We start from the raw sequence: 20,511 nt of genomic DNA on the forward strand, positions 1-20,511 counted from the left end.
GGCGGCACGGGGCATTTGCGGTCGCCAGGGCACGTCCATCGAGAAAGGCACACCAATGACGGTGCAGATCCGATCCGGCGCCACGCGCCGAGCTTTCACCCTCAGCGCTGTTGGCGCATCCGCCGCCATCGCGCTCGCCGCGTGTGGAGGCGGCTCGACCGAACCTGCCGCCTCCAGCGCTCCCGCAGATGGCGGGGCCTCGGCAACCATCACGATGTGGACCGACGCCGAGCGCTCGCCGGCGCTGAAGGAGATCGCCGACAAGTTCGAGGCGGACAAGGGCATCAAAGTCGATCTGGTCGTGAAGGACTTCGCCGCTGTGCGCGACGACTTCATCACGCAGGCGCCGTCGGGCAAGGGCCCGGACGTGCTCGTCGCCCCGCACGACTGGCTGGGCACGCTGGTGCAGAACGGCGTCGTCGCGCCGATCCAGCTCGGCGACAAGAGCGCGGAGTTCGCGGAGTCGTCCGTCCAGGCGATGACCTACGACGGCCAGGTCTACGGTGTCCCGTATGCCATTGAAAACGTCGCCCTCGTGCGCAACGCGGAGCTGGTCGGCGAGACTCACGAGTCCTTCGACGACGTCGTCGCTGCCGGGCAGAGCGTCGTCGACGCCGGCGACGCGGAGTACGCGTTCCTGCTCGGTCTCGACCCGAAGCAGGCCGACCCGTACCACGCCTACCCGCTGCAGACCTCGTTCGGCGCCCCCGTGTTCGAACAGGGCGACGACGGTTCCTACGACGTCAGCCAGCTGGGCATGAACAACGACGGCGGCCAGGAGTTCGCGCAGTTCCTCGCCGACAACGGCGACAAGGGCACACGCGTGTTCAACTCCAACATCACTGGCGATATCGCCAAGGAGAAGTTCCTGGCCGGCGAGTCGCCCTACTTCCTGACCGGCCCGTGGAACGTCCCGGCGATCGAGGAAGCCGGCATCGACTTCTCGGTCGACGCGCTGCCCTCGGCGGGCGGCGAGGCGGCACAGCCCTTCGTCGGCGTGAACGGCTTCCTGGTCTCCTCGTACACGAAGAACGAGCTGGCCGCGAACGAGTTCGTCGTCAACTACCTCAGCACCGAGGCGGCACAGGACGCGCTGTTCGACCAGGGCGGACGCCCGCCGGCACTCCTGGCCTCCTTCGAGAAGGCAGCCGACGACGAGGTCATCAAGGCCTTCGGCGAGATCGGCGCCGAGGGCGTTCCGATGCCGGCAGCCCCCGAGATGCAGGCCGTCTGGGCCGACTGGGGTGCCACCGAACTGAGCCTGATCAAGGGCAACGAGTCGGACCCGGCCGCGGCGTGGACCAAGATGTCCGAGAACATCGAAGCAAAGTTCAACGGCTAGGTATCAAGCGTGAGCGGTGAATCGACCTCGACCCGAGGCGCGGCCACACCCGCGCGGGGCGCCGATGGCGCCCCGCGCGGGGGCAAGCGGCGTCTGCCCTCCGGCCCGGACTCCCTCCTGGGGATCCTCGCCAAGATCATCCTGCTGGGCATCGTAGACGCCGTTGCGGCCTACGCGCTCTTCCAGCTCGCCGTGGGCGAGGAGTGGCTGGTCTTTGCCATCAGCCTCGTCGTGACGGTGGGCATCAACTGGATCTACCTGCGCAAGGACGGGCTTCCGGCCAAATATCTGGCGCCCGGCGTCCTCTTCCTCCTGGTGTTCCAGGTGTTCGTGATGTTCTTCTCGACCTACATCGCGTTCACGAACTACGGCGACGGCCATAACTCCACCAAGGAAGACGCGATCAGCTCGATCCAGCTCTCGGCGCTGGAGCGGGTCCCCGATTCACCGCAATACGCAGCGACCGTCGTCGAGGACGGCGACGAGCTGCTCCTCCTGGTCACGGACCCGTCCGGGGCGGTCGGCCTGGGCGGGGCAGAACAGCCGCTCGAGCCCGTGCAGTCGGCGCAGCTGGACGCAACCGGAAAGGCCATCGGACTGGACGGGTACACCACCCTGCAGTTCGGCGACATCCTGGGCCGCCAGGGCGAGGTTTCGAGCCTTGTTGTTCCGCTGACGGACAACCTCGACGACGGCACCCTGCAGACGCAGGACGGTTCCACGGCCTACGTCTTCAAACCGCGGCTGACCTACGACGAGTCTGCCGACACCTTCACTCACGTCGGCACCGGCGTCGTCTACTCCGACTCCGGCGAGGGCACGTTCCGCGCCGATGACGGCAGCGAACTCGGCACCGGCTGGAAGATCCACGTCGGCTTCGAAAACTTCGCGAAGGCCTTCGGCGACGACAACCTGCGCGGCCCCCTCCTCCAGGTGGTCGTCTGGACGTTCGCGTTCGCCTTCCTTTCCGTGATCACGACGTTCGGGCTCGGCCTCTTCCTGGCCATCGCGTTCAACCGCGCGGATCTGAAGGGCAAACGCTTCTACCGGATCTTGATGATCCTGCCCTACGCGTTCCCCGCCTTCCTCTCCGGCCTCGTCTGGTCCGGCCTCATGAACGCGGAGTTCGGTTTCATCAACAACGCGATCCTCGGCGGGGCCAACCTCCCGTGGTTGACCGACCCGATCCTCTCGAAGGTCTCGGTGCTGCTGGTCAACCTGTGGCTCGGCTATCCGTACATGTTCCTCGTCTGCACCGGCGCCCTGCAGTCGCTGCCCGCGGAGGCCGAAGAGGCCGCCCGCATGGATGGGGCGAGCGCTTGGATGATCTTCCGGGCGATCAAGCTCCCCTTGCTGCTCGTGTCTCTGGCTCCGCTGCTGATCTCTTCGTTCGCGTTCAACTTCAACAACTTCAACGTGATCTACATGCTCACGGGCGGCGGGCCGAGATTCAGCGACACGACGTTCGACATCGGCCACACTGACATCCTGATCACGATGGTCTACAAGGTCGCGTTCGGGACGGGAGCCGGCCGCGACTACGGGCTGGCGAGCGCCCTGGCGATCATCATCTTCATCGTCGTCGGCGTGATCTCCGCCATCAGCTTCCGCAAGACCAAGGCTCTGGAGGAGATCAACTGATGCGCGCGCAGAACAACCCACAATCCGGCGCCACGACGCTCGCCGCGATTCCCCAGCCCCGGATGAGCTTCGGCCGGTGGTTCCGTGAGAAGGGCTGGCGGCATGCCGTCGCGATCGCGGCCACCCTGTTCTCGATTTTCCCGCTGCTCTACGTGCTCTCGGCGGCGTTGAACCCGACCGGGACCATGGCGGGTTCCACGACCTTGTTCACGAACATCGGCCTGCAGAACTTCGTCGACCTCTTCTCCAATGAACAGCGCCCGTTCGGCAAGTGGTTCGTCAACACGCTCGTCATTGGCGTCGTCACCAGCGCGGCGACTGTCTTCCTCGGGGCGCTGGCTGCGTACGCGTTCTCGCGCATGCGCTTCGCCGGCCGCCGCTTCAGCCTGCTCGCACTCCTGCTGCTGCAGATGTTCCCGCAGCTGCTGGCCGTCGTCGCGATCTTCCTGCTGCTGAACTACATCGGCGACATCATCCCGGCGGTGGGGCTCGGCAGCTCGCTGGGGCTGATCATGGTCTACCTGGGCGGCGCGCTCGGCGTGAACACGTACCTCATGTACGGATTCTTCAACACGGTCCCGAAGTCCCTGGACGAGTCGGCCCGCATCGACGGCGCCTCCCACGCGCAGGTGTTCTTCCGGATCATCATGCCGCTCGTGACGCCGATCCTCGCGGTCGTCGGCCTGCTCGCGTTCATCGGGATCTCGAGCGAGTTCGTCATCGCGTCCGTCGTGCTCACCGACCCGGACTCGCAGACACTCGCCGTCGGCCTGTACTCCTACGTCGCCCAGCAGCGCAGTGAGAACTGGGGCGTCTTCGCCGCTGGCGCGGTGCTGGCGGCGGTGCCGGTGATGGCGCTCTTCTTATTCCTGCAGAAATACATCACATCCGGCCTCACTGCTGGCAGTGTGAAGGGGTAACGGCCCCAGAACGATCGGAGAGATCCCGTGGTTGAGCACCTGATCGAGGACGTGGCGCGCTGGCCGCACCATGACGGCTCCGCGCTGACCGTCTCCGACCCCTTCCCCCGCCTGGGGGACGTCGTCGGCGTACGGTTGCGGGTACCCCGCTCCCTCGGGACGGTGCAGGGCGTCTGGCTGCGCAGCGTGCGCGACGCCGAACCGCACTACGACGCCGCAGCACTCCTGCCGTGCCCCGAGTCCGGGGGGCGGCAGGGGGGCGCCGACGTCGTCTGGGACTGGTACGCGGCGGAGTTGAGAATCGTCAACCCCGTGCAGTCCTACCGGTGGCTCGTGCGCGTGGGTGGGCGCAACCACTGGCTCAACGCGGCCGGCTTCTTCGCCCTGGACGTGCGCGACGACCACGATTTCCGTGTGACCTCCGTCGACCCGGAGCGTTCCACCGCGACTCCGGACTGGGTGCACCGCTCGGTGATGTACCAGGTGTTCCCGGACCGGTTCGCGCGCTCCGCGCAGGCCGACCAGCACTCGACGCCCGAGTGGGCGATCGCGTGCGACTGGAACACCACGGAGGTCATCGGGCAGGGCCCCGAGACCCCGCGCCAGTTCTTCGGGGGAGACCTGCCAGGCGCGCTCGAGAAACTGGACCACATCCAGAGCTTGGGCGCGACGGTCGTGTACCTCACGCCGATGTTCCCGGCCCGCTCCAACCACCGGTACGACGCCTCCGACTTCTCCGGCGTCGACCCGCTGCTCGGCGGAGACGAGGCGCTGACCGAGTTGGTCCAGGCGGCGCACGCCCGGGGGCTGCGCGTCATCGGGGACCTCACGGCGAACCACTCTGGCGACGCCCACGAATGGTTCCGCGCCGCGCGTGCCGACCCGGACGCCCCCGAGGCCGACTACTACTACTTCGACGACGCCCACGAGACCTACGTTGCGTGGCTCGGCGTCGACTCCCTGCCGAAGTTCAACTGGAAATCGGAGGGCTTGCGCTCCCGATTCGTCCTCGACGAAGACTCGATGGTGGCCCGCTGGCTCCGGCCGCCTTTCGACCTCGACGGTTGGCGCATCGACGTCGGCAACATGACGGGCCGGCAGGGTGCCGAGGACCTGAACCACGAGGTCGCCGCGCTGATCCGCGCCCGGATGCGCGAGATCAAGCCCGACGCGATGCTGCTCGCCGAGTCGACGTCGGACGCGGCCGCCGATTTCCAGGGCGACACGTGGCAGGGCGCGATGACCTACACCAACTTCACGCGCCCTTTGTGGCACTGGCTCTCCGGCGATACGGCGCTCGAAGGCGAGGAGTGGTTCTTCGGCGTCCCGCCCGGGGTCGTGGACCGCATCGACGGTCGCGAGTTCCTCGCCACGCATCTCGATTTCGTCTCCGGCTACCCGTGGACGGTCCGGCGCTGCAACATGAACGCCCTCGACACGCACGACACCGCCCGCGCCGCCGGCCGCATGCAGCCCGGCGGCCAGGCCGTCGGCGTCGTGCTGCAGTACACGATGCCCGGCATCCCGATGGTCTTCATGGGCGACGAGTTCGGCCTGACGGGGTGGAACGGGGAGGCTTCCCGCACGCCCATGCCGTGGGACGACCCCGCGCGCGTGAGTGAGGACCTGCGCGGGATCTACGGGCGCCTCGGCGCCCTGCGCCAGTCCAGTCCCGCGCTGCTCGATGGCGGCATCCGCTGGGTGCATGCCGCCGGCGACGTGTTGGCCTTCGTGCGTGAACACGCCGAGCAGTCAGTGCTCGTCGTCGCCGCCCGCGACGACTTCGAGCTGGCCCTGCCCCGGTCCCTCGTCTCGGCGACTCCGGTCGAGCGCTGGCGACGGGAAGCTCAGCTCAACGGCGGGATCAGCCTCGCGTCGGGCGACGACGGCGTCCTCACCCTCCGCGGTGCGGCCGGCGCTGACGCGGGTGTCTGGATTCTGCCCGGGGTCCCGCAGCCCTGACCGTGCCGGCTGGTTGGTCTCGCCACACACGAAGGGCCGGCCGTTCCGCAGTGGAACGACCGGCCCTTCGTGTGCTCAGGTACTAGCCGATGCGCTTGCCGGTGGCGTTGTCGAACCGGTGGATGCGCTCCTCGACGGCGTGCACGTGGATCGTGTCGCCCGGGCGGACCGAGGTGCGGCCCTCAAGGCGGACGACGAATTCCTTGTCCTCGCCGTTGATCTTGGTGCGCCCGTAGGCGAACGCGTCGGCGCCGAGCTCCTCGAGCACGTCGACCTCGACGGCCCAGGCGTGCTTGCTGGTGGCGACCTCGGCCTCGGTGGCCTGCACGAGGTTCTCCGGGCGGACGCCGATCGTCTGCGTGCCCTCGTCGATGAGGTTCATGGCGGGGGAGCCGATGAAGCCGGCGACGAAGACGTTCTCCGGGCGGTCGTACAGGTTGCTCGGGGTGTCGACCTGCTGCAGCAGGCCGTCCTTGAGGACCGCGACGCGGTCGCCCATGGTCATGGCCTCGACCTGGTCGTGGGTGACGTAGACGGTCGTGACGCCCAGACGGCGGGTCAGCGAGGCGATCTGCGTGCGGGTCTGGACACGCAGCTTGGCGTCCAGGTTCGACAGCGGCTCATCCATGAGGAAGACCTGCGGGGAGCGGACGATCGCGCGGCCCATGGCCACACGCTGACGCTGACCGCCGGAAAGCGCCTTCGGCTTGCGGTCCAGGTACTGGGTGAGGTCGAGGAGTCGGCCGGCCTCTTCGATGCGCTTGCGGCGCTCGACCTTGTCGACACCGGCGATCTTCAGGGCGAAGCCCATGTTGTCGGCCACGGACATGTGCGGGTACAGCGCGTAGTTCTGGAAGACCATCGCGATGTCGCGATCCTTCGGGGCGACGTCGGTGACGTCGCGATCGCCGATGAGGATGCGGCCGGCGTTCACGTCTTCGAGGCCTGCGAGCATGCGCAGGGTCGTGGACTTTCCGCAGCCGGAGGGCCCGACGAGGACCAGGAATTCCCCGTCCTCGATCTCGAGGTTCAGCGAGTCGACCGCGGGGGTCGTGCTTCCCGGGTACAGACGGGTGGTGCTGTCAAAAGTTACAGATGCCATGATTTTGTTGTGTTCCCTTCACGGGCAGGTACGTGCCCGACGATCCGTTGTGATAGGTGTCACAAGGTTCTCACAGAAGCGAGCAGATTCAAAAACTCCGTCACATCCTCCAGTGAGCCGACCCGGAACGCGGCACTCGTTTCGCCGTCTCCGACCTTGACTCCCAGATCGCCCGGGCGAAGGGTCGAAAACGCGTGCTCATCAGTCACGTCGTCGCCGGCGAAGACCACGGTTCCGGCTCCGCTGACGCTCCGGAGCCAGTCGAGACCGACCCCCTTGTCGACCCGGACGACGGCCGCCTCGAGCACGGCCTTGCCTTCCGTCACATGAACGTCACGTTCGCCGGCCAGCGCCGTGCGCGCCCGTGCGAGTGCGGCCTCGCCGTCAGCGGGTGAACACTGCCGAACATGCAGGACGACGCCGGACGGCTTGTGTTCCAGCCGCGCCCCGGCGAACGCCTCGGAGACGCCGCGCAGGGCCGCGGTGACCTCGGCCAGCAGCGCCTCCTGGGCGCCCGACAGGGTGAGCGGTTCGTCGCCCGTCTCCGGGCTGTACCGTTCGGCGCCGTGGCTGCCGACCAGGAGGACTTCTTCCGGCGGGGACGCGACCAGGCGCAGGCTCTCCAGATGGCGCCCGGAGAGCAGCGCCGTCGTCGTGCGCGGTCCGGAGCCGGGGGCGTCGCCCCCACCGAGCCGGGCGAGCGCCTCCGCCGAGCCCGGCAGCGCGCGGGCGTCTTCGGGGCGACCGACGAACGGGGCGAGCGTCCCGTCGAAGTCGAGGGCGACGAGCAGGTGGTCGACCTCGGCGAGGGCCTCGGTGGCGGTACGAAGTTCCGGGGGTAGCATCGCGCTCCTCTACTCGTTGTCCGCGTCGTCGGGCTTGCGCGGGCGGATGAGGTCGGCGGCGGCATGCCCGGCCCTTTCCTCGTCGGCCCGATTGCGGGCGTCGAGGGAGAGCTCGTCGTCCGTCTTGGCGAGCGATTCCAGGAACTTGCGCGACCAGCGGGCGACGTCGTTCGTGGCGATCTGGCGGCGCATGATGCGCATGCGTCGGCTCGCCTCGGCTTCGGGGAGCGCGATCGCCGCGACGATCGTGTCCTTGAGGTCGTCGATGTCGTGGGGGTTGACCTGGAAGGCGTGCTTGAGCTGGTCGGCGGCACCGGCGAACTCCGAGAGGACGAGGGCCCCCTTGTTGTCGACGTGCGCTGCGACGTATTCCTTGGCGACGAGGTTCATCCCGTCGCGCAGGGCCGTGACGAGCATGACGTCGGCCGCGAGGTAGAGCGCCACCATCTCCTCGAATGGATAGGAGTGGTGCAGGTAGCGGATGGCCGTGTGGGAGACCGTGTCGTGTTCACCGTTGATGCGGCCGACCGTCAGCTCGATCTCGTCGCGGAGCTTCATGTACTCGCCGACGCGCTCACGGCTGGGGCTGGCCACCTGGACCAGAGCCGCGCCGCCGACCTCGAGTCGGCCGTCGTCGATGAGTTCGCCGAAGGCCTTCAGGCGGTGGCGGATGCCTTTGGTGTAGTCGAGGCGGTCGACGCCGAGCACCACCACGTCGGGATTGCCCAGACCGCGGCGGATCTCCTTCGCGCGCGCCTGGACTTTCGGGTCCTTCGCCATGCGCGAGATCGATGCTGAATCGATGGAAATCGGATGCGCTTCGGCGCGGGCGATCCGCAGGGGGTTGCCCTGGGCGTCCTGAACGTGGATCTGCTGGCCACGGACCGTGAACCCCAGGATCCGGCGCACCGCGCGCAGGAAGTTCGAGGCGTCGGAAGGCCGCTGGAATCCGATGAGGTCCGCACCGAGCAGGCCCTCAAGGACCCGCTTGCGCCACGGCAGCTGGGCGAAGAGGTCGACGGACGGGAAGGGAATGTGGTTGAAGAAGCCGATCTTCAGGTCGGGACGGACATCCTTGAGCAGCTTCGGGACGAGCTGAAGCTGGTAGTCCTGCACCCAGACGGTGGCACCCTCGGCGGCGACGGCCGCGGTCGCGTCGGCGAAGCGCTGGTTGATCTTCTTGTAGCGATCCCACCACGCCCGGTGGAACCTCGGAGCGACGATGACGTCGTGGTAGAGCGGCCACAGCGTCGAATTGGAGAAGCCCTCGTAGTAGAGGTTCACGTCGCTTTCCGAGAGGGGGACGGGAACGATCGAGATGCCGTTGTTCTCGAACGGTTCGACTTCCTCGTCCGGTGCGCCGTGCCAGCCGACCCAGGCTCCGTCTGCCGCTTCCATCACCGGTGCCAGCGCCGTGACGAGCCCGCCCGGGGCTCGCTTCCACGACGACTCGCCCGCGTCGTTGACCACGCGGTCTACGGGCAGCCGGTTTGCAACGACCACGAAGTCGTACGTCTCGTTGCGTGTTGTTCCGTCAACGGAATGGGACATGTCTCTCTCCTGCAGTGTGTTGGATCAAGCACTGTCCTTCCGAGCCTATAGCGTCCTCTAAAATGACGAAGACATCTTTCGTCGTCGTCGACAGAAAAGGACAACGCCGCATGGCTGATTCCGCGAACCGTCCCACCAAGGCCGAGCGCACCTCCGCCGCGCGCGAGGCCGCCCGAAAACTCCACGAAGAGCAGGCGGCCGCTGCGAAGCGGAAGTCGCTGTTCGTGAAGCTGGGCGTCATCGGCGCGATGGTCCTGGTCATCGCACTGGTGGTCATGATCGTCGTCCAGCAGCGGTCCGCTGCGGTCCCGGAGTCCGGCGGCATCCCGAACGGCGGCAACGAGCACGGCGGCATCGTCCTCGTCGCCGACGGCGAGGGCGGCACGACCGTCGACCCGGAGCTGACCGGGGACCGCACGATCGATGTGAACGACGCCGGCGAGCAGGCGCCGCAGGGCACCGAGCCGGCACCGCGCGGTCTGGACGAGTCCGCCGATCCGGCTCAGCTCGTGGTCTACGCGGACGTGAACTGCCCGCACTGCTCCGTCTTCGACGGGCAGTACGCCGAGCAGATCGAGCAGTGGGTCGCCGACGGCGATGTCGTTCTCGAGCAGCGCAACGTCGCGTTCCTCGACCGCGGTTCTTCGACGAACTACTCCTCGCGCGGCGCCAACGCCCTCGCGTGCGTCGCCGACGCGGCCCCGGAGTCGTACATGGACTTCTCGAACGCGCTCTTCGCCCAGCAGCCCGAGGGCGAGCTGACGAACGCCGAGATGGCCGATCTGGCTGCGGAGAACGGTGCCGAGGGCCTCGAGGACTGCATCGACTCCATGGAGTACCGCCCGTTCGCGCAGTTCGCGCACGACGCCGCGCTCGCCGACGCCGTGCCGGGTACGCCGAGTGTCTGGCTCAACGGCGAGGTGTGGGACGGCCAGGCCGATCCCGACTTCGCTGTCTGGGCCGAGGAGAAGATCGGCTGATCCATTCGGCAATTCTCGATTGCCGGGGTTTCTCGGCTAATCTGGATTCGTCGCCCGCCAGGGCGGTGATGCCCCCTTAGCTCAGCTGGCCAGAGCATCTGTCTTGTAAACAGAGGGTCGCCGGTTCGAATCCGGCAGGGGGCTCACGGCAAGGCCCCTGTCAGAGCTGTTCGCAGCTCCGGCAGGGGCCTTCTTCGTGCTTGGACTGCGGCAGGGCTTGGACTACGGCAGGCGCGAGAAGGCTTCGGTTGCGGAGGGGCTGCCCTCGATGAGGATCTCATCGTCCTCCCGCAGAACCGTGTGCGCCCGCGTCGGCTGCCAGCGTTCGCCGAGCGGTTTCGCGGCGACCACCGTGATGTTGTACTTCGCGTCGAGGTCCAGGATGTCCAGCGGCCGGTCCTGAGCTGCCTGGGGCGCCCGCGTGCGGACCAGGACGAAGTCCTCGTCGAGCTCGACGTAGTCGCGGATGCCGCCCTGGACGAGGTGCGCGACGCGGCGGCCCATGTCGTGTTCGGGGCGCACGACGTGGTGGACGCCGAGCTGGTCGAGGATCTCGCCGTGGGGTTCGCTGATGGCTTTGGCCCAGATGGTGGGCCGGGCGAATTTGAGTAGACGCGACGCCGTCAGGATGCTGGCTTCGAGATCGGACCCGATGGCCACGACGACGACGCCGAGTTCGTGCACCGCGAGCTGCCGAAGAGCCTCCTCCTGTGTCGAATCGGCGCGGACGACGTGGGTGAGCAGGCCGTTGAACGACTGGACGCGTTCGGCGTCCTCGTCGATGCCCAGGACCTCGGTGCCGGCGGCCTCCAGCTCGAGGGCGAGCGCGCCGCCGAACCGCCCCAGTCCGATGACGGCGACCGTGCTCGGCTTACCGGAGGCGTTGTCGCTGCGGGGGGAGAGGAATGACTTAGCCAATGAGCGGCCTTTCTTTCGGATATTCGAACTGGGTTCTGCGGCTGCGGACCGCCAGCGACGACGCCAGGATGACGGGGCCGAGGCGGCCGATGAACATCAGCAGGATGATGACGACCTGCCCCGCGGCGGGAAGGTCGGCGGTGATGCCGGTCGAGAGCCCGACCGTTGCGTACGCGGACACCACCTCGAACAGGATGCGCTCCTGCCCGAAGTCCGTGATGAGCATGAGGAAAACGGTGGAGCACATGATGGCCGCCAGCGACAGCAGGACGACGGCGATCGCCTGCCGGTGCACGGAGCGCGAGAGCCGCTTGTTGAAGATGTTGACCGCTCCGTCACCGCGGATCTCGGCCCACAGGATGAAGAACAAGACGGCGAAGGTCGTGATCTTCAGCCCGCCCGCAGTGCCGGCCGGCCCGCCGCCGATGAACATCAGGATGTCGGTGACCAGCCAGGAGACCGGGTGGAGTTCGGCGACGTCGATGCTGTTGAATCCGGCGGTGCGCGTCATGACCGAATGGAAGAAGCCGGCCAGGAGGCGGTCGGCAGGATCGAGATCGCCGAAGACCGCGCGATTCGTCCACTCGACCACGGTGAAAAATACCGTGCCGGCGGTGAGCAGGATCGCCGTTCCCCACAGGACGATCTTGGTGTGCATGCTCCAGTGGTGCGGCCGGCGGAATCGCTTGCGCAGCTCGATCAGGACGGGGAATCCCAACCCGCCGATGATGACGGCGCCGGCGATCGTCAGCGAGACGACCCAGTCGTCCACGTAGCGCATGAGGCTGTCCGAATAAAGGGAGAACCCGGCGTTGTTGAACGCCGAGATCGAGTGGAAGATCCCGTTCCACGCGGCTTCCTGCACCGTCTCGCCGTAGCCGAGCCAGAACCGCAGGAACAGGACGACGGCGGCGGCCGCCTCCACGAGGACGCTGACTTTGACGATGCCCAGCAGCAGGGTGCGGATATCTCCGAAGTCGCTGTTCTTCGATTCGGCGGCCGCGGTGACCCGGGTGCGCAGGTTGAGCTTGCCCAGGATGAAGACCCCGAGCAGTGCGCTGAAGGACATGACCCCGAAGCCGCCCAGCTGTATCAGTGCCGTGATGACGCCTTCGCCGAAGCCCGACCAGTAGGTGGGTGTGTCCACGACGATCAGGCCCGTCACGCAGAGGGCGCTGGTCGCGGTGAACCAGGCCTCCAGAAAGGTGGCGCTCTCCTCTCCGGGCGTCGCCACTGGCAGCATGAGCAGCATGGTTCCGGCGAACATGGCGAAGAGGAATCCGGCTGCGATGGTCTGCGCGGGATTGCGGGGCCTGAGGGCGCGGCGGATGCGGCGCTGGGCGGCGGTGGCCGAGCGAACCGTCGGGTTCAGCCGCTGCCCGAGTTCTTCGAGAATCCGCGCGACGCGGAGACGGACGATCATGGCGGTAGCCTACGCCTGTCGTCGCACTGTGCAGTGCAGATGGGAGCACCACAGTCCTCCGATGCTGCGTGTGCCGCATCACGCCATGCCGAGGTAGCAACGCGAAACCGCACGAATTGCCTTGAGGGTGATGCGCGTCACCCATAGGTTGAAATGGCGCCTCACGCGCTTCATCACTCACCACACCTTGCAACGGAGCGAACTCATGGCCCACGCCAGACTCACGACGACGCGCGTCCTCGCCGCGGCCGGCACCCTCGCCCTGGCCGGGGCGGTCCTCGTCCCTGCGCCCGCGTCGGCGACGACGAACTCCACGGCGGATCCGGTCTTTGACCAGATCACGTTCGGTCAGTCGACGGACCTGAACTTCTCGGCGAACGTGCTGCCTGAGAAGGTCGGCGTGAACCACGCGGAACCCAGCAGCCCGGGGACCATCGACGGCGAGATCTTCATGGAGAGCCGCGGCGGCAAGCTCGCCCCGGGGCACGACGGGCTGACCTTCTACTACGTCGATCTAGACCCTCGAGAGCAGAACTTCGTGCTGGAGGCGGACGTCGTCGTTCATCAACTGGGGCCTGAAACCGGGGCGAACCCGAGCGGCCAGGAGGGCGCCGGGCTGATGGTGCGCGACGTCAACGGCGGCGCGCGCCAGGACCCGATGGTGGACGGCTTCGAGGAGGTGCCGGCCGCGTCGAACTACGCGGCGACGGCCGTCCTGCGCGACGGCGCCAACGCCATGACGCGCACCGGGGAGACCGAACCGTGGGGCACGGTCGAGGCCACGCGATCCGTGCAGAAGTTCGCCTCCGGCGGCGACTACGGGCTCACGATCGGCGAACCGGTCACGATGCGCCTCGAGCGCACGGACGACACGTTCGTCATGTCGACGACGTACGAGGGTACTGGGCAGCCCGAGACATTCACCCGCGAGCTCGTCGGGGCCGACTGGGTGCAGGACATCGACCCGGACAACATGACCGTGGGCTTCTTCGCCTCCCGCAACGTGGCCGCGACGTTCTCCAACGCGTCGCTGACGCTCTCGGACGCGGACACGCAACCGCGGCCAGTCGAGCCGGAACCCGTCGCGCCCGTGTCGTTCGACTTGCGCGCGCCGGCCCACTCGGGCGCGGCCGCCTACCCGCTGGCGGCGACGGCGTCGCACGACGGGGAAGTGCTTGTGAGTGTCGACGGCGCGGTGGCCGAGGCCCTGCCCGCGACCGCCGGTGAAGAGATCACGACCGAGCTGACGCTTCCGGCGGGATCGTCCACGGTGGAGGCGGTCTTCACCCCCTCCGAGGGGCCGAGCGCCGATTCGATCACGCGGGCGGTCGACGTGAACGTTCGCCTCTTCGATGCCGGGGCGCCCCTGCTCGCGAGCCCCGACGGATCGCCGGCAGGCGACGGCACGGCGGGCAGCCCGCTCGACATCGCGACCGCCGTCGCCTATGTGCAGCCTGGCCAGAGTGTCGAACTGCTGGAAGGCGTCTACACGCCGTCGCACCGGATCGAGATCTCCGCGGCGTACTCCGGCACCGAGGGGGCGCGCAAGACGCTGACCGCGCACGACGGCGGCGAGGTCACCATCGACGGTCGCGGCGCCCTGCCGCAGATCATCCGCCTCGATGCGGACCACTGGGAGGTCGCCGGGCTGCGCTTGACCGATGCCGCGTCGAACGGGATGCGGGTCTCCGGGTCGAACAACCTCATCGATTCCATGGTGTTCAACGACAACGGGGACACGGGGTTCCAGCTCACCGGCAGCGGCCCGCGCGAAAACTGGCCGGCGGACAACCTCATCTCCAACAGCGAGTCCCATGACAACAGGGACGCGAGCGACATCAACGCGGACGGCTTCGCGGCCAAACTGGGCGTCGGCCCGGGCAACGTGTTCCGCGCCAACATCGCCCATCACAACATCGACGACGGCTGGGACCTGTACAACCGCACCAACGAGGGCGCCAATTTCCCGATCACGCTCGAGGGCAACGTCGCGTACTCCAACGGCAAGCTCTCGAACGGTTACCGCGAGGACGGCACGTCCGGCAGCGGGTTCAAGGTCGGCGGCGAGGGACTCCCGGTCGCACACGTCTTGTCCGGCAATCTCGCCTACGACAACAACATGGACGGCTTCACGGACAACTTCAATCCGGGGCGGCTCGAGGTGACCGGCAACACCGCGGTCGACAACAAGCGCTACAACTTCATCTTTCGGATCAACCCGTACTTCGCGCCCGAGGAGCAAGGGGTCTTCCGCAACAACCTCTCGCTGCGCAGCGCCGCCGGAGATGCCGACGTCGTCAGCGGCGACGTGGATGCCACGAACGCGTTCTTCGACGGGCGCCGGTCGGTGACTACCGGTGGAAAGCGCGTCGTGCCCCAGCGCGATGTCATGTCCCTGGAGCAGCCTGCGGGGTTTGAACGGAACGACGACGGGGCGATCGACCACGGGGATTTCGCCCGGCCGTTCTTCAAATCCTTCCTCACGGACGCGGGCGTCGACGGCGGTCACATCGGCGCCGTGATCCCGGCGGAACGCCCGGGCCGGGGGCGCTGACCGAACCGCCCAGCGGTGCCGGGCGCCGATTTGGCGGCCCGGCATCGGCGGGTTAAGATGTTCTGGTGCCCGTTGCGGCGCAGTTGCTTGGATCTTTAGCTCAGTTGGTTAGAGCGTTCGCCTCACACGCGAAAGGTCGCTGGTTCGAGTCCAGTAAGATCCACCAACGAAGAATGGCCCCGGTCTGCGGACCGGGGCCATTCGTTTTCGGCGGTGCGGCGCTTGTCCGCAGTGACGAGTGGCGGCCTGGAACGCGCCGGAGACCGCCACTCGTCGCTGCGCCCCACGGGGCTGCTCAGTCGGCCATCATGTCGTGTACAAGCGGGGCGACCCGGTCGCCGAGCAGCTCGATGCTGTGCACGATCCGGTCGTGAGCGAGCGTGCCGTTGCTCGTTTTCACGTCGAGTCGCTCGAGGCCCAGGTTCGTCGCGATGTGCGCGATCTTCCTCGCCACGGTTTCCGGCGCGCCGACGAGCAGGTTGCCTCCCGGCCCGATCGCCGCCTCGAACTGCCCGCGGCCGTAACCGCGCCATCCGCGCTCGCGGCCCATCTTCGTCATCTGCGCGAAGTAGTGCGGCCAGAGCTGCTCGGCGGCTTCCTCATCGGTGTCGGCGACGAAGCCGTGCAGGTGCGCGGCAACCGGCCGCGGGTCGTGCCCGAACGCCGTCAGCTCCCTGCGGTAGAGGTCGGCGAGCGGGGCGAAGGCCAGCGGGTCACCGCCGATGATCGCGAGCATCAACGGCAGGCCGTGCCGCGCGGCGCGGACGACTGACTCCGGGCTTCCCCCGACGCCGACCCAGGCACGCATTCCCTCCGCCGTCTTCGGGTAGACGTCCTGTGCGCTCAGCCGTGAGCGCGTGGTGCCGGCCCACGTCGTCGGCTCCTCCCTCAGGAGCTTCGCCATGAGCGCGAGCTTCTCCTCGAAGAGGATCTCGTAGTCACCCAGGTCGTGGCCGAACAGGGGGAACGACTCGACGAACGAGCCGCGCCCCAGAACCATCTCGGCGCGACCGCCCGAGATCCCGTCGAGCGTCGCGAACCGCTGGAACACGCGCACCGGATCGTCCGAACTGAGCACCGTGACGGCGGAGCCCAGACGGATCTGGTCGGTGCGCGCGGCGATCGCGGACAGCACGACCTCGGGCGCGGAGACCGCGTAGTCGGCGCGGTGGTGCTCACCCACGCCGAAGAAGTCGAGGCCCGACTGGTCGGCGACCACGCCCTCCTCGACGACGTCGCGCAGCACTCGCGCGTGCGCCGCGCCCAAGGTCTCGTCCACTACGTTGACGTCGCCGAAGGTCTCGGCGCCCAGTTCCAGTTTCTTGTCCATGCAGCCCTCCAATAAATATGTGTTTGCATCTAATAACGGTGTGGTGAAGGTATCTATTCCCGCCGTGTCCGCGGGCCCGTCCGCGGTTGTACAGTGGGGAATCGAAGCGAGAAACGGGGAGGTGACCAGGTGAGTCGGACGCAGCCATTCGAGCCCGAACCGTCGGGCGACGAGGCGTCGAGCGGTGAGTCCGCGGCGGCGTACGACGTCCGCCCGGGCACGGACGCCTATCCGGTCGCCGAGGCCCTGCCCCGGGTCACGACCGCTCAGATCGACAACCCGTTCGCGCCGCCAACCAACGCGACCCCCGTGCACACCGGCCCGGCCCGGCCCGGCGTCGACCCCTACACGCGGCCCATCGACGCGGTGCGCGACGACGGCGCCGCCCCGTCGTCGTCCGCGGGAACCGGCCCGACGGCGGAGCGCCCCACCGGGACCAACGCGTCCGCGGCGCGGACGGCACCGCCGAACCGACCCAAACGTCGCATCCGCCGCGGCCCGCCCACCGCCCCGACGACCCCCATCGGTTCCCCTCTGGGCCCGACGACGTCGACCGGGCCGGCTATCCGGCTGCCGTTCGGGCGTCCGGACCGGCGGGCGACGTGGGGCCCGAAGCCTGGGGCCAGGCGAGTCTTCTCGAAGATCCTGGAGTCGGAGCACCCGCCGACCCAGGCGTTCTCCATCGTCGACCGACTCGTCGGCAGCCCGTACGCGAATCCGATGGTCCAGATCGGCATGGCGGGCGCGGACACTAGGGAGACCCTCGAATTCACGCTGGACCTCGCCGAGACGATGTTCCGATTCGGCGCCGGCGCCCTCGAGGCCGAGACGAGCATCATCGCGGTCACGGCCTCGTTCGGACTGCGCAACGTCGACGTGGACATCACCAACCAGTCGATCCACATCAACTACTCCGGCGACGACCAGCACCCGGTCAGCCTGCTCCGCGTTGTCCGCTCGTGGACGAGCAACTACGCGGGGCTGGCGCTCGTGCACCAGCTCGTGGCCGACATCGTCGCCGGCGACGTCACACGGCGCGAGGCGATCGATCAGCTCGGCGTCATCACGTCGAAGCCGAAGCCGTTCCCGCGCTGGCTGGCGGACGTCGCCGGCGGCATCTTCAGCGGCTCGTTCGTGCTCTTCATCGGCGGCAGCTGGCTCGGCGCGCTGATCGCCCTGCTCTCGTTCACGGGAGTCTGGCAGGTCCTGAAGATTTCGGGGAAGTGGCGCATACCGGAGTTCTTCTCCGTCGGGCTGGCCTCGCTCTTCATCACCGCGTCGGCGCTGCTGCTGTGGCGGCTCAGCGTGCCTATTTCGCCGGCGGTCGTGGTCGCCGGCGGGATCATGCTGCTGCTGCCGAGCACCCGGCTGGTCTCGAGCGTCCAGGATGCCATCAACGGCTTCCCGGTGACCGCCGCCGGCCGGCTCTTCTCCGCGCTCCTGGTCTTCGGCGGGATCTTCGCCGGCATCATCACCGGCCTGGTCGTCGGTGACCTGTTCGGCGTCGAGAGCATCGACATCACCGAGATCCCCACAGTCACCTACCCGACGTGGCTCATGGCCGTCTTCGTCGGCGTCGCGGTCTTCAGCGCCTCGATCTTCGAGCAGAGCGCCCCCCGGCTGCTGCTGCCGACGGCCGGCGTCGCCCTGCTCGGGTACGGCGCGCTGCTGGCGGTCCTCGGCATCGGGGTGGGGGAGCGGCTGGCACCGGCCGGCGCCGCCGTCGTCATCGGCGTCGCGGGCCGGTGGGTTGCCCTGCGCCTCGGCGCGCCGCAGCTGGTCGTGGCCGTCCCGGCGATGATGTTCCTGCTGCCCGGTCTGATGATCTTCCGTGCGATCTACGGCATCACCATGGAAACCGAAGACATCACCCTCGGCCTGAGCGAAATCTTCAACGCCTTCGGCATCATCCTGGCGATCGCCGGCGGCATCGTGCTCGGCGATACGATCGCCCGCCCTCTGACCAAGGGCTGGAACACGCACGAGCGGCGCCGGATCCGCCGCCGCTGACCCGGTCAGAAGAGCACGTCGCCTGCGGGGTCGGCCGGCGGCAGCGACCAGTCGACGGGGTCGGCGCCGTGGCTGCGCAGGAAGTCGTTGGCGCGGCTGAACGGCCGCGACCCGAAGAACCCGCGCCGCGCGGACAGGGGAGACGGGTGCGCGGAGGTGATCACCGCCGTCGTGCCGCGTTCTTCGCCGGCGGCGAGCAGTGGGCGCGCCTGCTGCGCGTCCTTGCCCCAGAGGATCGCGACGAGCGGGGTGCCGGCCTGTGCGCTGTGCCCGGCGACCGCGCGGATCGCCGCCTCGGTGATGCGCTCCCAGCCGAGCCCGCGGTGCGAGCCCGCCTCGCCGGCGGTGACGGTGAGCACGCGGTTGAGCAGCAGTACGCCCCGGCTCGACCACGCGGAGAGGTCGCCGTGGGACGGCGGGGCGAGTCCGACGTCGTCGCGCAGCTCGGTGTAGATGTTGCCCAACGAGCGGGGCAGCGGACGCACGTGGGCCTCGACGGCGAAGGCGAGCCCGATCGCGTGGCCGGGGGTCGGGTACGGGTCCTGGCCCAGGACGACGACGCGGGTCGCGGCCAGCGGCTGCGCGAACGCGCGCAGGACGTCGTTCGCTGCCGGCAGGACGGCCTCGCCGCCGGCGCGGCGCGCCTCGACGCGTTCCTGCACGGCCGCCAGCTCGTCGGCGACGGGCGCGAGCGCCTGTTCCCAATCCTCTGCCATCCGCATGACAACCATTATGACTCGGCGGGCGGCGCGACCGGGCGTACCGTTCGCGGGCGACTAAACTGAGGGATTCCGTGTCGGTCCGCGAGGGGGAGCATGTCCAGAGCTGAGCTCAGCGAGCTCGAGAAGCGCATGCTGGCGCTCGAGAAGCTGCACTTCAAGTACGCCGGGGCCAAGGAGCAGGAGATCCGAGCCCGCTTCGACGTCAGCCCCACGCACTACTACCAGCAACTCAATGTGCTCATCGACACCGACGGGGCGCTGGCCTACGACCCGATGCTGGTCACTCGGTTGCGTAGACTACGTTCGACGCGTCGACGCGTCGACGCGTCGCCGCCCGGCGGACGACCGCCGCCGGTAGAGTCGACGTGACCAGCAACGACACCCGCACCACCGATTCCGACGCCGCCTCGCGTAGCGCAGACGCTTCATCGAAGGAAGGTCATGAGTAAGTATCCGAGCGACGAGTTCGATCGTGTCCCCGAGTACACCGACCGCCAGGGTGTCCACCGGCTCGCGGCCGGCATGGCCCCGGCGCGCCGCGGCGGACTGTGGCCGGTCCTGATCTTCGGCGTCGCCGCGATCCTCATCGGCCTCGTCGCCTTCTTCCTCCTGCGTCCCACCTTCGGCGGCGACCAGCAGGCGGCGCCGAGCCCGCCGCCGTCGGCCTCTGTGAGTGCCCCCGCTTCCGACTCGGCCTCCGAGGATCCGGACGACGAATCCGACGAGGCCTCCAGCAGTCCCGAAGAAACCGCGGCGCCCGGCTCCGGCGAGCCGGACACCGCCGACGAGTCGGAGGCCGCCGACCTCGTGGAGGAGACACCCGAGGCGGATGCGAGCGAGGACGCCGCCGCCGACGAGTCCGACGGGGTGCTCGACCGGAACCTGCCCGTTGGCGTGTACAACGGCTCCGGCATCGGCGGCTTGGCGGGCACGAACACGGCGCAGCTGCGTTCGGCCGGGTATTCCCAGGTCGTCTCGGGCAACTGGACCCGCCAGGTGGAGCCGAGCGTGGTGTACTACAAGAACGACTGGGCAGCGACGACGGCCCGCGATGTCGCCGATCAGCTGGGCATCGGGACGATCTACCAGACGGAGAACGTCCCCGTCGAGATCTCGGTGGTGCTCGGCAGCGCCGGGCGCTAACGGCGCACTGCCAGGCCAAGGAGCGGCCCGACGGGCCGCCCCGCGGTGGCGCTGTACAACGTTGTATA

The 20,511-nt window shown here is 68.3% G+C and carries 16 protein-coding genes and 2 tRNA genes; 11 read left to right on the forward strand and 7 right to left on the reverse strand.

The features are described from left to right. Positions 1–55 precede the first annotated feature (55 nt). From EV380_RS00560 to EV380_RS00575, 4 genes are read left to right on the forward strand one after another with little or no spacing between them, the layout of a single operon-like run. Positions 56–1,342: a sugar ABC transporter substrate-binding protein gene (locus EV380_RS00560; protein ID WP_130448601.1), complete on the forward strand. Its 1,287-nt coding sequence runs from the start codon at positions 56–58 to the stop codon at positions 1,340–1,342. A gap of 9 nt (positions 1,343–1,351) precedes the next feature. Beyond that, entirely contained in the window at positions 1,352–2,983 is a 1,632-nt protein-coding gene (locus EV380_RS00565; RefSeq protein ID WP_130448603.1) for an ABC transporter permease subunit, read from the forward strand. Then, complete coding sequence (locus EV380_RS00570) at positions 2,983–3,903, forward strand: sugar ABC transporter permease (protein WP_102161273.1); 921 nt, start codon at positions 2,983–2,985, stop codon at positions 3,901–3,903. The genes EV380_RS00565 and EV380_RS00570 overlap by 1 nt, the downstream gene beginning before the upstream one ends. Before the next feature lie 27 nt (positions 3,904–3,930). After that, positions 3,931–5,865 carry a glycoside hydrolase family 13 protein gene (locus EV380_RS00575; RefSeq protein WP_242607451.1) on the forward strand — a complete coding sequence of 645 codons (1,935 nt, stop codon included), beginning with the start codon at positions 3,931–3,933 and terminating at the stop codon, positions 5,863–5,865. Between the two features lie 82 nt (positions 5,866–5,947). On the opposite strand, the gene EV380_RS00580 is transcribed toward EV380_RS00575, so the two are convergent. From EV380_RS00580 to EV380_RS00590, 3 genes are read right to left on the reverse strand one after another with little or no spacing between them, the layout of a single operon-like run. Next, a complete protein-coding gene (locus EV380_RS00580) occupies positions 5,948–6,967 on the reverse strand; it encodes an ABC transporter ATP-binding protein (RefSeq protein ID WP_130448605.1) in 1,020 nt (339 codons plus the stop codon). 59 nt (positions 6,968–7,026) lie between these two features. Further along, positions 7,027–7,812, reverse strand: a complete 786-nt coding sequence (gene otsB / locus EV380_RS00585; protein WP_130448607.1) for a trehalose-phosphatase — start codon at positions 7,810–7,812, stop codon at positions 7,027–7,029. Between the two features lie 9 nt (positions 7,813–7,821). Beyond that, positions 7,822–9,363 carry an alpha,alpha-trehalose-phosphate synthase (UDP-forming) gene (locus EV380_RS00590; RefSeq protein ID WP_130448609.1) on the reverse strand — a complete coding sequence of 514 codons (1,542 nt, stop codon included), beginning with the start codon at positions 9,361–9,363 and terminating at the stop codon, positions 7,822–7,824. Positions 9,364–9,473: 110 nt separating this feature from the next. On the opposite strand from EV380_RS00590, the gene EV380_RS00595 reads away from it, so the two are divergent. Both EV380_RS00595 and EV380_RS00600 read left to right on the forward strand, forming a co-directional pair. After that, positions 9,474–10,343 carry a DsbA family protein gene (locus EV380_RS00595; protein WP_130448611.1) on the forward strand — a complete coding sequence of 290 codons (870 nt, stop codon included), beginning with the start codon at positions 9,474–9,476 and terminating at the stop codon, positions 10,341–10,343. A gap of 70 nt (positions 10,344–10,413) precedes the next feature. Then, positions 10,414–10,487: transfer RNA gene (locus EV380_RS00600), tRNA-Thr, on the forward strand. Between the two features lie 78 nt (positions 10,488–10,565). On the opposite strand, the gene EV380_RS00605 is transcribed toward EV380_RS00600, so the two are convergent. Next, on the reverse strand, positions 10,566–11,261 hold the full coding sequence (locus tag EV380_RS00605) for a potassium channel family protein (protein WP_130448613.1): 696 nt from the start codon (positions 11,259–11,261) through the stop codon (positions 10,566–10,568). Beyond that, positions 11,254–12,684 (reverse strand): TrkH family potassium uptake protein, encoded by a 1,431-nt coding sequence (locus EV380_RS00610; protein ID WP_130448615.1) that lies wholly within the window; start codon positions 12,682–12,684, stop codon positions 11,254–11,256. The genes EV380_RS00605 and EV380_RS00610 overlap by 8 nt, the downstream gene beginning before the upstream one ends. Before the next feature lie 205 nt (positions 12,685–12,889). Here EV380_RS00610 and EV380_RS00615 point away from each other — a divergent pair, with 205 nt between their 5' ends. Both EV380_RS00615 and EV380_RS00620 read left to right on the forward strand, forming a co-directional pair. After that, complete coding sequence (locus EV380_RS00615; RefSeq protein WP_130448617.1) at positions 12,890–15,238, forward strand: right-handed parallel beta-helix repeat-containing protein; 2,349 nt, start codon at positions 12,890–12,892, stop codon at positions 15,236–15,238. A gap of 89 nt (positions 15,239–15,327) precedes the next feature. After that, positions 15,328–15,404 (forward strand) — tRNA-Val (locus tag EV380_RS00620). A gap of 129 nt (positions 15,405–15,533) precedes the next feature. Here the strand turns inward: EV380_RS00620 and EV380_RS00625 are convergent. Continuing rightward, positions 15,534–16,568 (reverse strand): Atu2307/SP_0267 family LLM class monooxygenase, encoded by a 1,035-nt coding sequence (locus EV380_RS00625; protein WP_130448619.1) that lies wholly within the window; start codon positions 16,566–16,568, stop codon positions 15,534–15,536. Positions 16,569–16,697: 129 nt separating this feature from the next. On the opposite strand from EV380_RS00625, the gene EV380_RS00630 reads away from it, so the two are divergent. Continuing rightward, positions 16,698–18,578: a threonine/serine exporter family protein gene (locus tag EV380_RS00630; RefSeq protein ID WP_130448621.1), complete on the forward strand. Its 1,881-nt coding sequence runs from the start codon at positions 16,698–16,700 to the stop codon at positions 18,576–18,578. Between the two features lie 5 nt (positions 18,579–18,583). On the opposite strand, the gene EV380_RS00635 is transcribed toward EV380_RS00630, so the two are convergent. Beyond that, positions 18,584–19,300 carry a uracil-DNA glycosylase gene (locus tag EV380_RS00635; RefSeq protein ID WP_242607452.1) on the reverse strand — a complete coding sequence of 239 codons (717 nt, stop codon included), beginning with the start codon at positions 19,298–19,300 and terminating at the stop codon, positions 18,584–18,586. 93 nt (positions 19,301–19,393) lie between these two features. Here EV380_RS00635 and EV380_RS00640 point away from each other — a divergent pair, with 93 nt between their 5' ends. Further along, positions 19,394–19,669 carry a DUF3263 domain-containing protein gene (locus tag EV380_RS00640; protein ID WP_130448625.1) on the forward strand — a complete coding sequence of 92 codons (276 nt, stop codon included), beginning with the start codon at positions 19,394–19,396 and terminating at the stop codon, positions 19,667–19,669. A 72-nt stretch (positions 19,670–19,741) separates the two neighbouring features. Beyond that, positions 19,742–20,443, forward strand: a complete 702-nt coding sequence (locus tag EV380_RS00645; RefSeq protein WP_130448627.1) for a LytR C-terminal domain-containing protein — start codon at positions 19,742–19,744, stop codon at positions 20,441–20,443. Positions 20,444–20,511 lie beyond the last annotated feature (68 nt).

Source organism: Zhihengliuella halotolerans (assembly GCF_004217565.1).
Taxonomy (GTDB): domain Bacteria; phylum Actinomycetota; class Actinomycetes; order Actinomycetales; family Micrococcaceae; genus Zhihengliuella; species Zhihengliuella halotolerans.

Bases quoted from the DNA above. Each gene is read 5' to 3' on its own strand.
- EV380_RS00560 (WP_130448601.1), top strand. From the start codon at position 56: ATGACGGTGCAGATCCGATCCGGCGCCACGCGCCGAGCTTTCACCCTC.
- EV380_RS00570 (WP_102161273.1), top strand. From the start codon at position 2,983: ATGCGCGCGCAGAACAACCCACAATCCGGCGCCACGACGCTCGCCGCG.
- EV380_RS00580 (WP_130448605.1), bottom strand. From the start codon at position 6,967: ATGGCATCTGTAACTTTTGACAGCACCACCCGTCTGTACCCGGGAAGC.
- otsB (WP_130448607.1), bottom strand. From the start codon at position 7,812: ATGCTACCCCCGGAACTTCGTACCGCCACCGAGGCCCTCGCCGAGGTC.
- EV380_RS00590 (WP_130448609.1), bottom strand. From the start codon at position 9,363: ATGTCCCATTCCGTTGACGGAACAACACGCAACGAGACGTACGACTTC.
- EV380_RS00595 (WP_130448611.1), top strand. From the start codon at position 9,474: ATGGCTGATTCCGCGAACCGTCCCACCAAGGCCGAGCGCACCTCCGCC.
- EV380_RS00610 (WP_130448615.1), bottom strand. From the start codon at position 12,684: ATGATCGTCCGTCTCCGCGTCGCGCGGATTCTCGAAGAACTCGGGCAG.
- EV380_RS00615 (WP_130448617.1), top strand. From the start codon at position 12,890: ATGGCCCACGCCAGACTCACGACGACGCGCGTCCTCGCCGCGGCCGGC.
- EV380_RS00625 (WP_130448619.1), bottom strand. From the start codon at position 16,568: ATGGACAAGAAACTGGAACTGGGCGCCGAGACCTTCGGCGACGTCAAC.
- EV380_RS00635 (WP_242607452.1), bottom strand. From the start codon at position 19,300: ATGCGGATGGCAGAGGATTGGGAACAGGCGCTCGCGCCCGTCGCCGAC.
- EV380_RS00640 (WP_130448625.1), top strand. From the start codon at position 19,394: ATGTCCAGAGCTGAGCTCAGCGAGCTCGAGAAGCGCATGCTGGCGCTC.
- EV380_RS00645 (WP_130448627.1), top strand. From the start codon at position 19,742: ATGAGTAAGTATCCGAGCGACGAGTTCGATCGTGTCCCCGAGTACACC.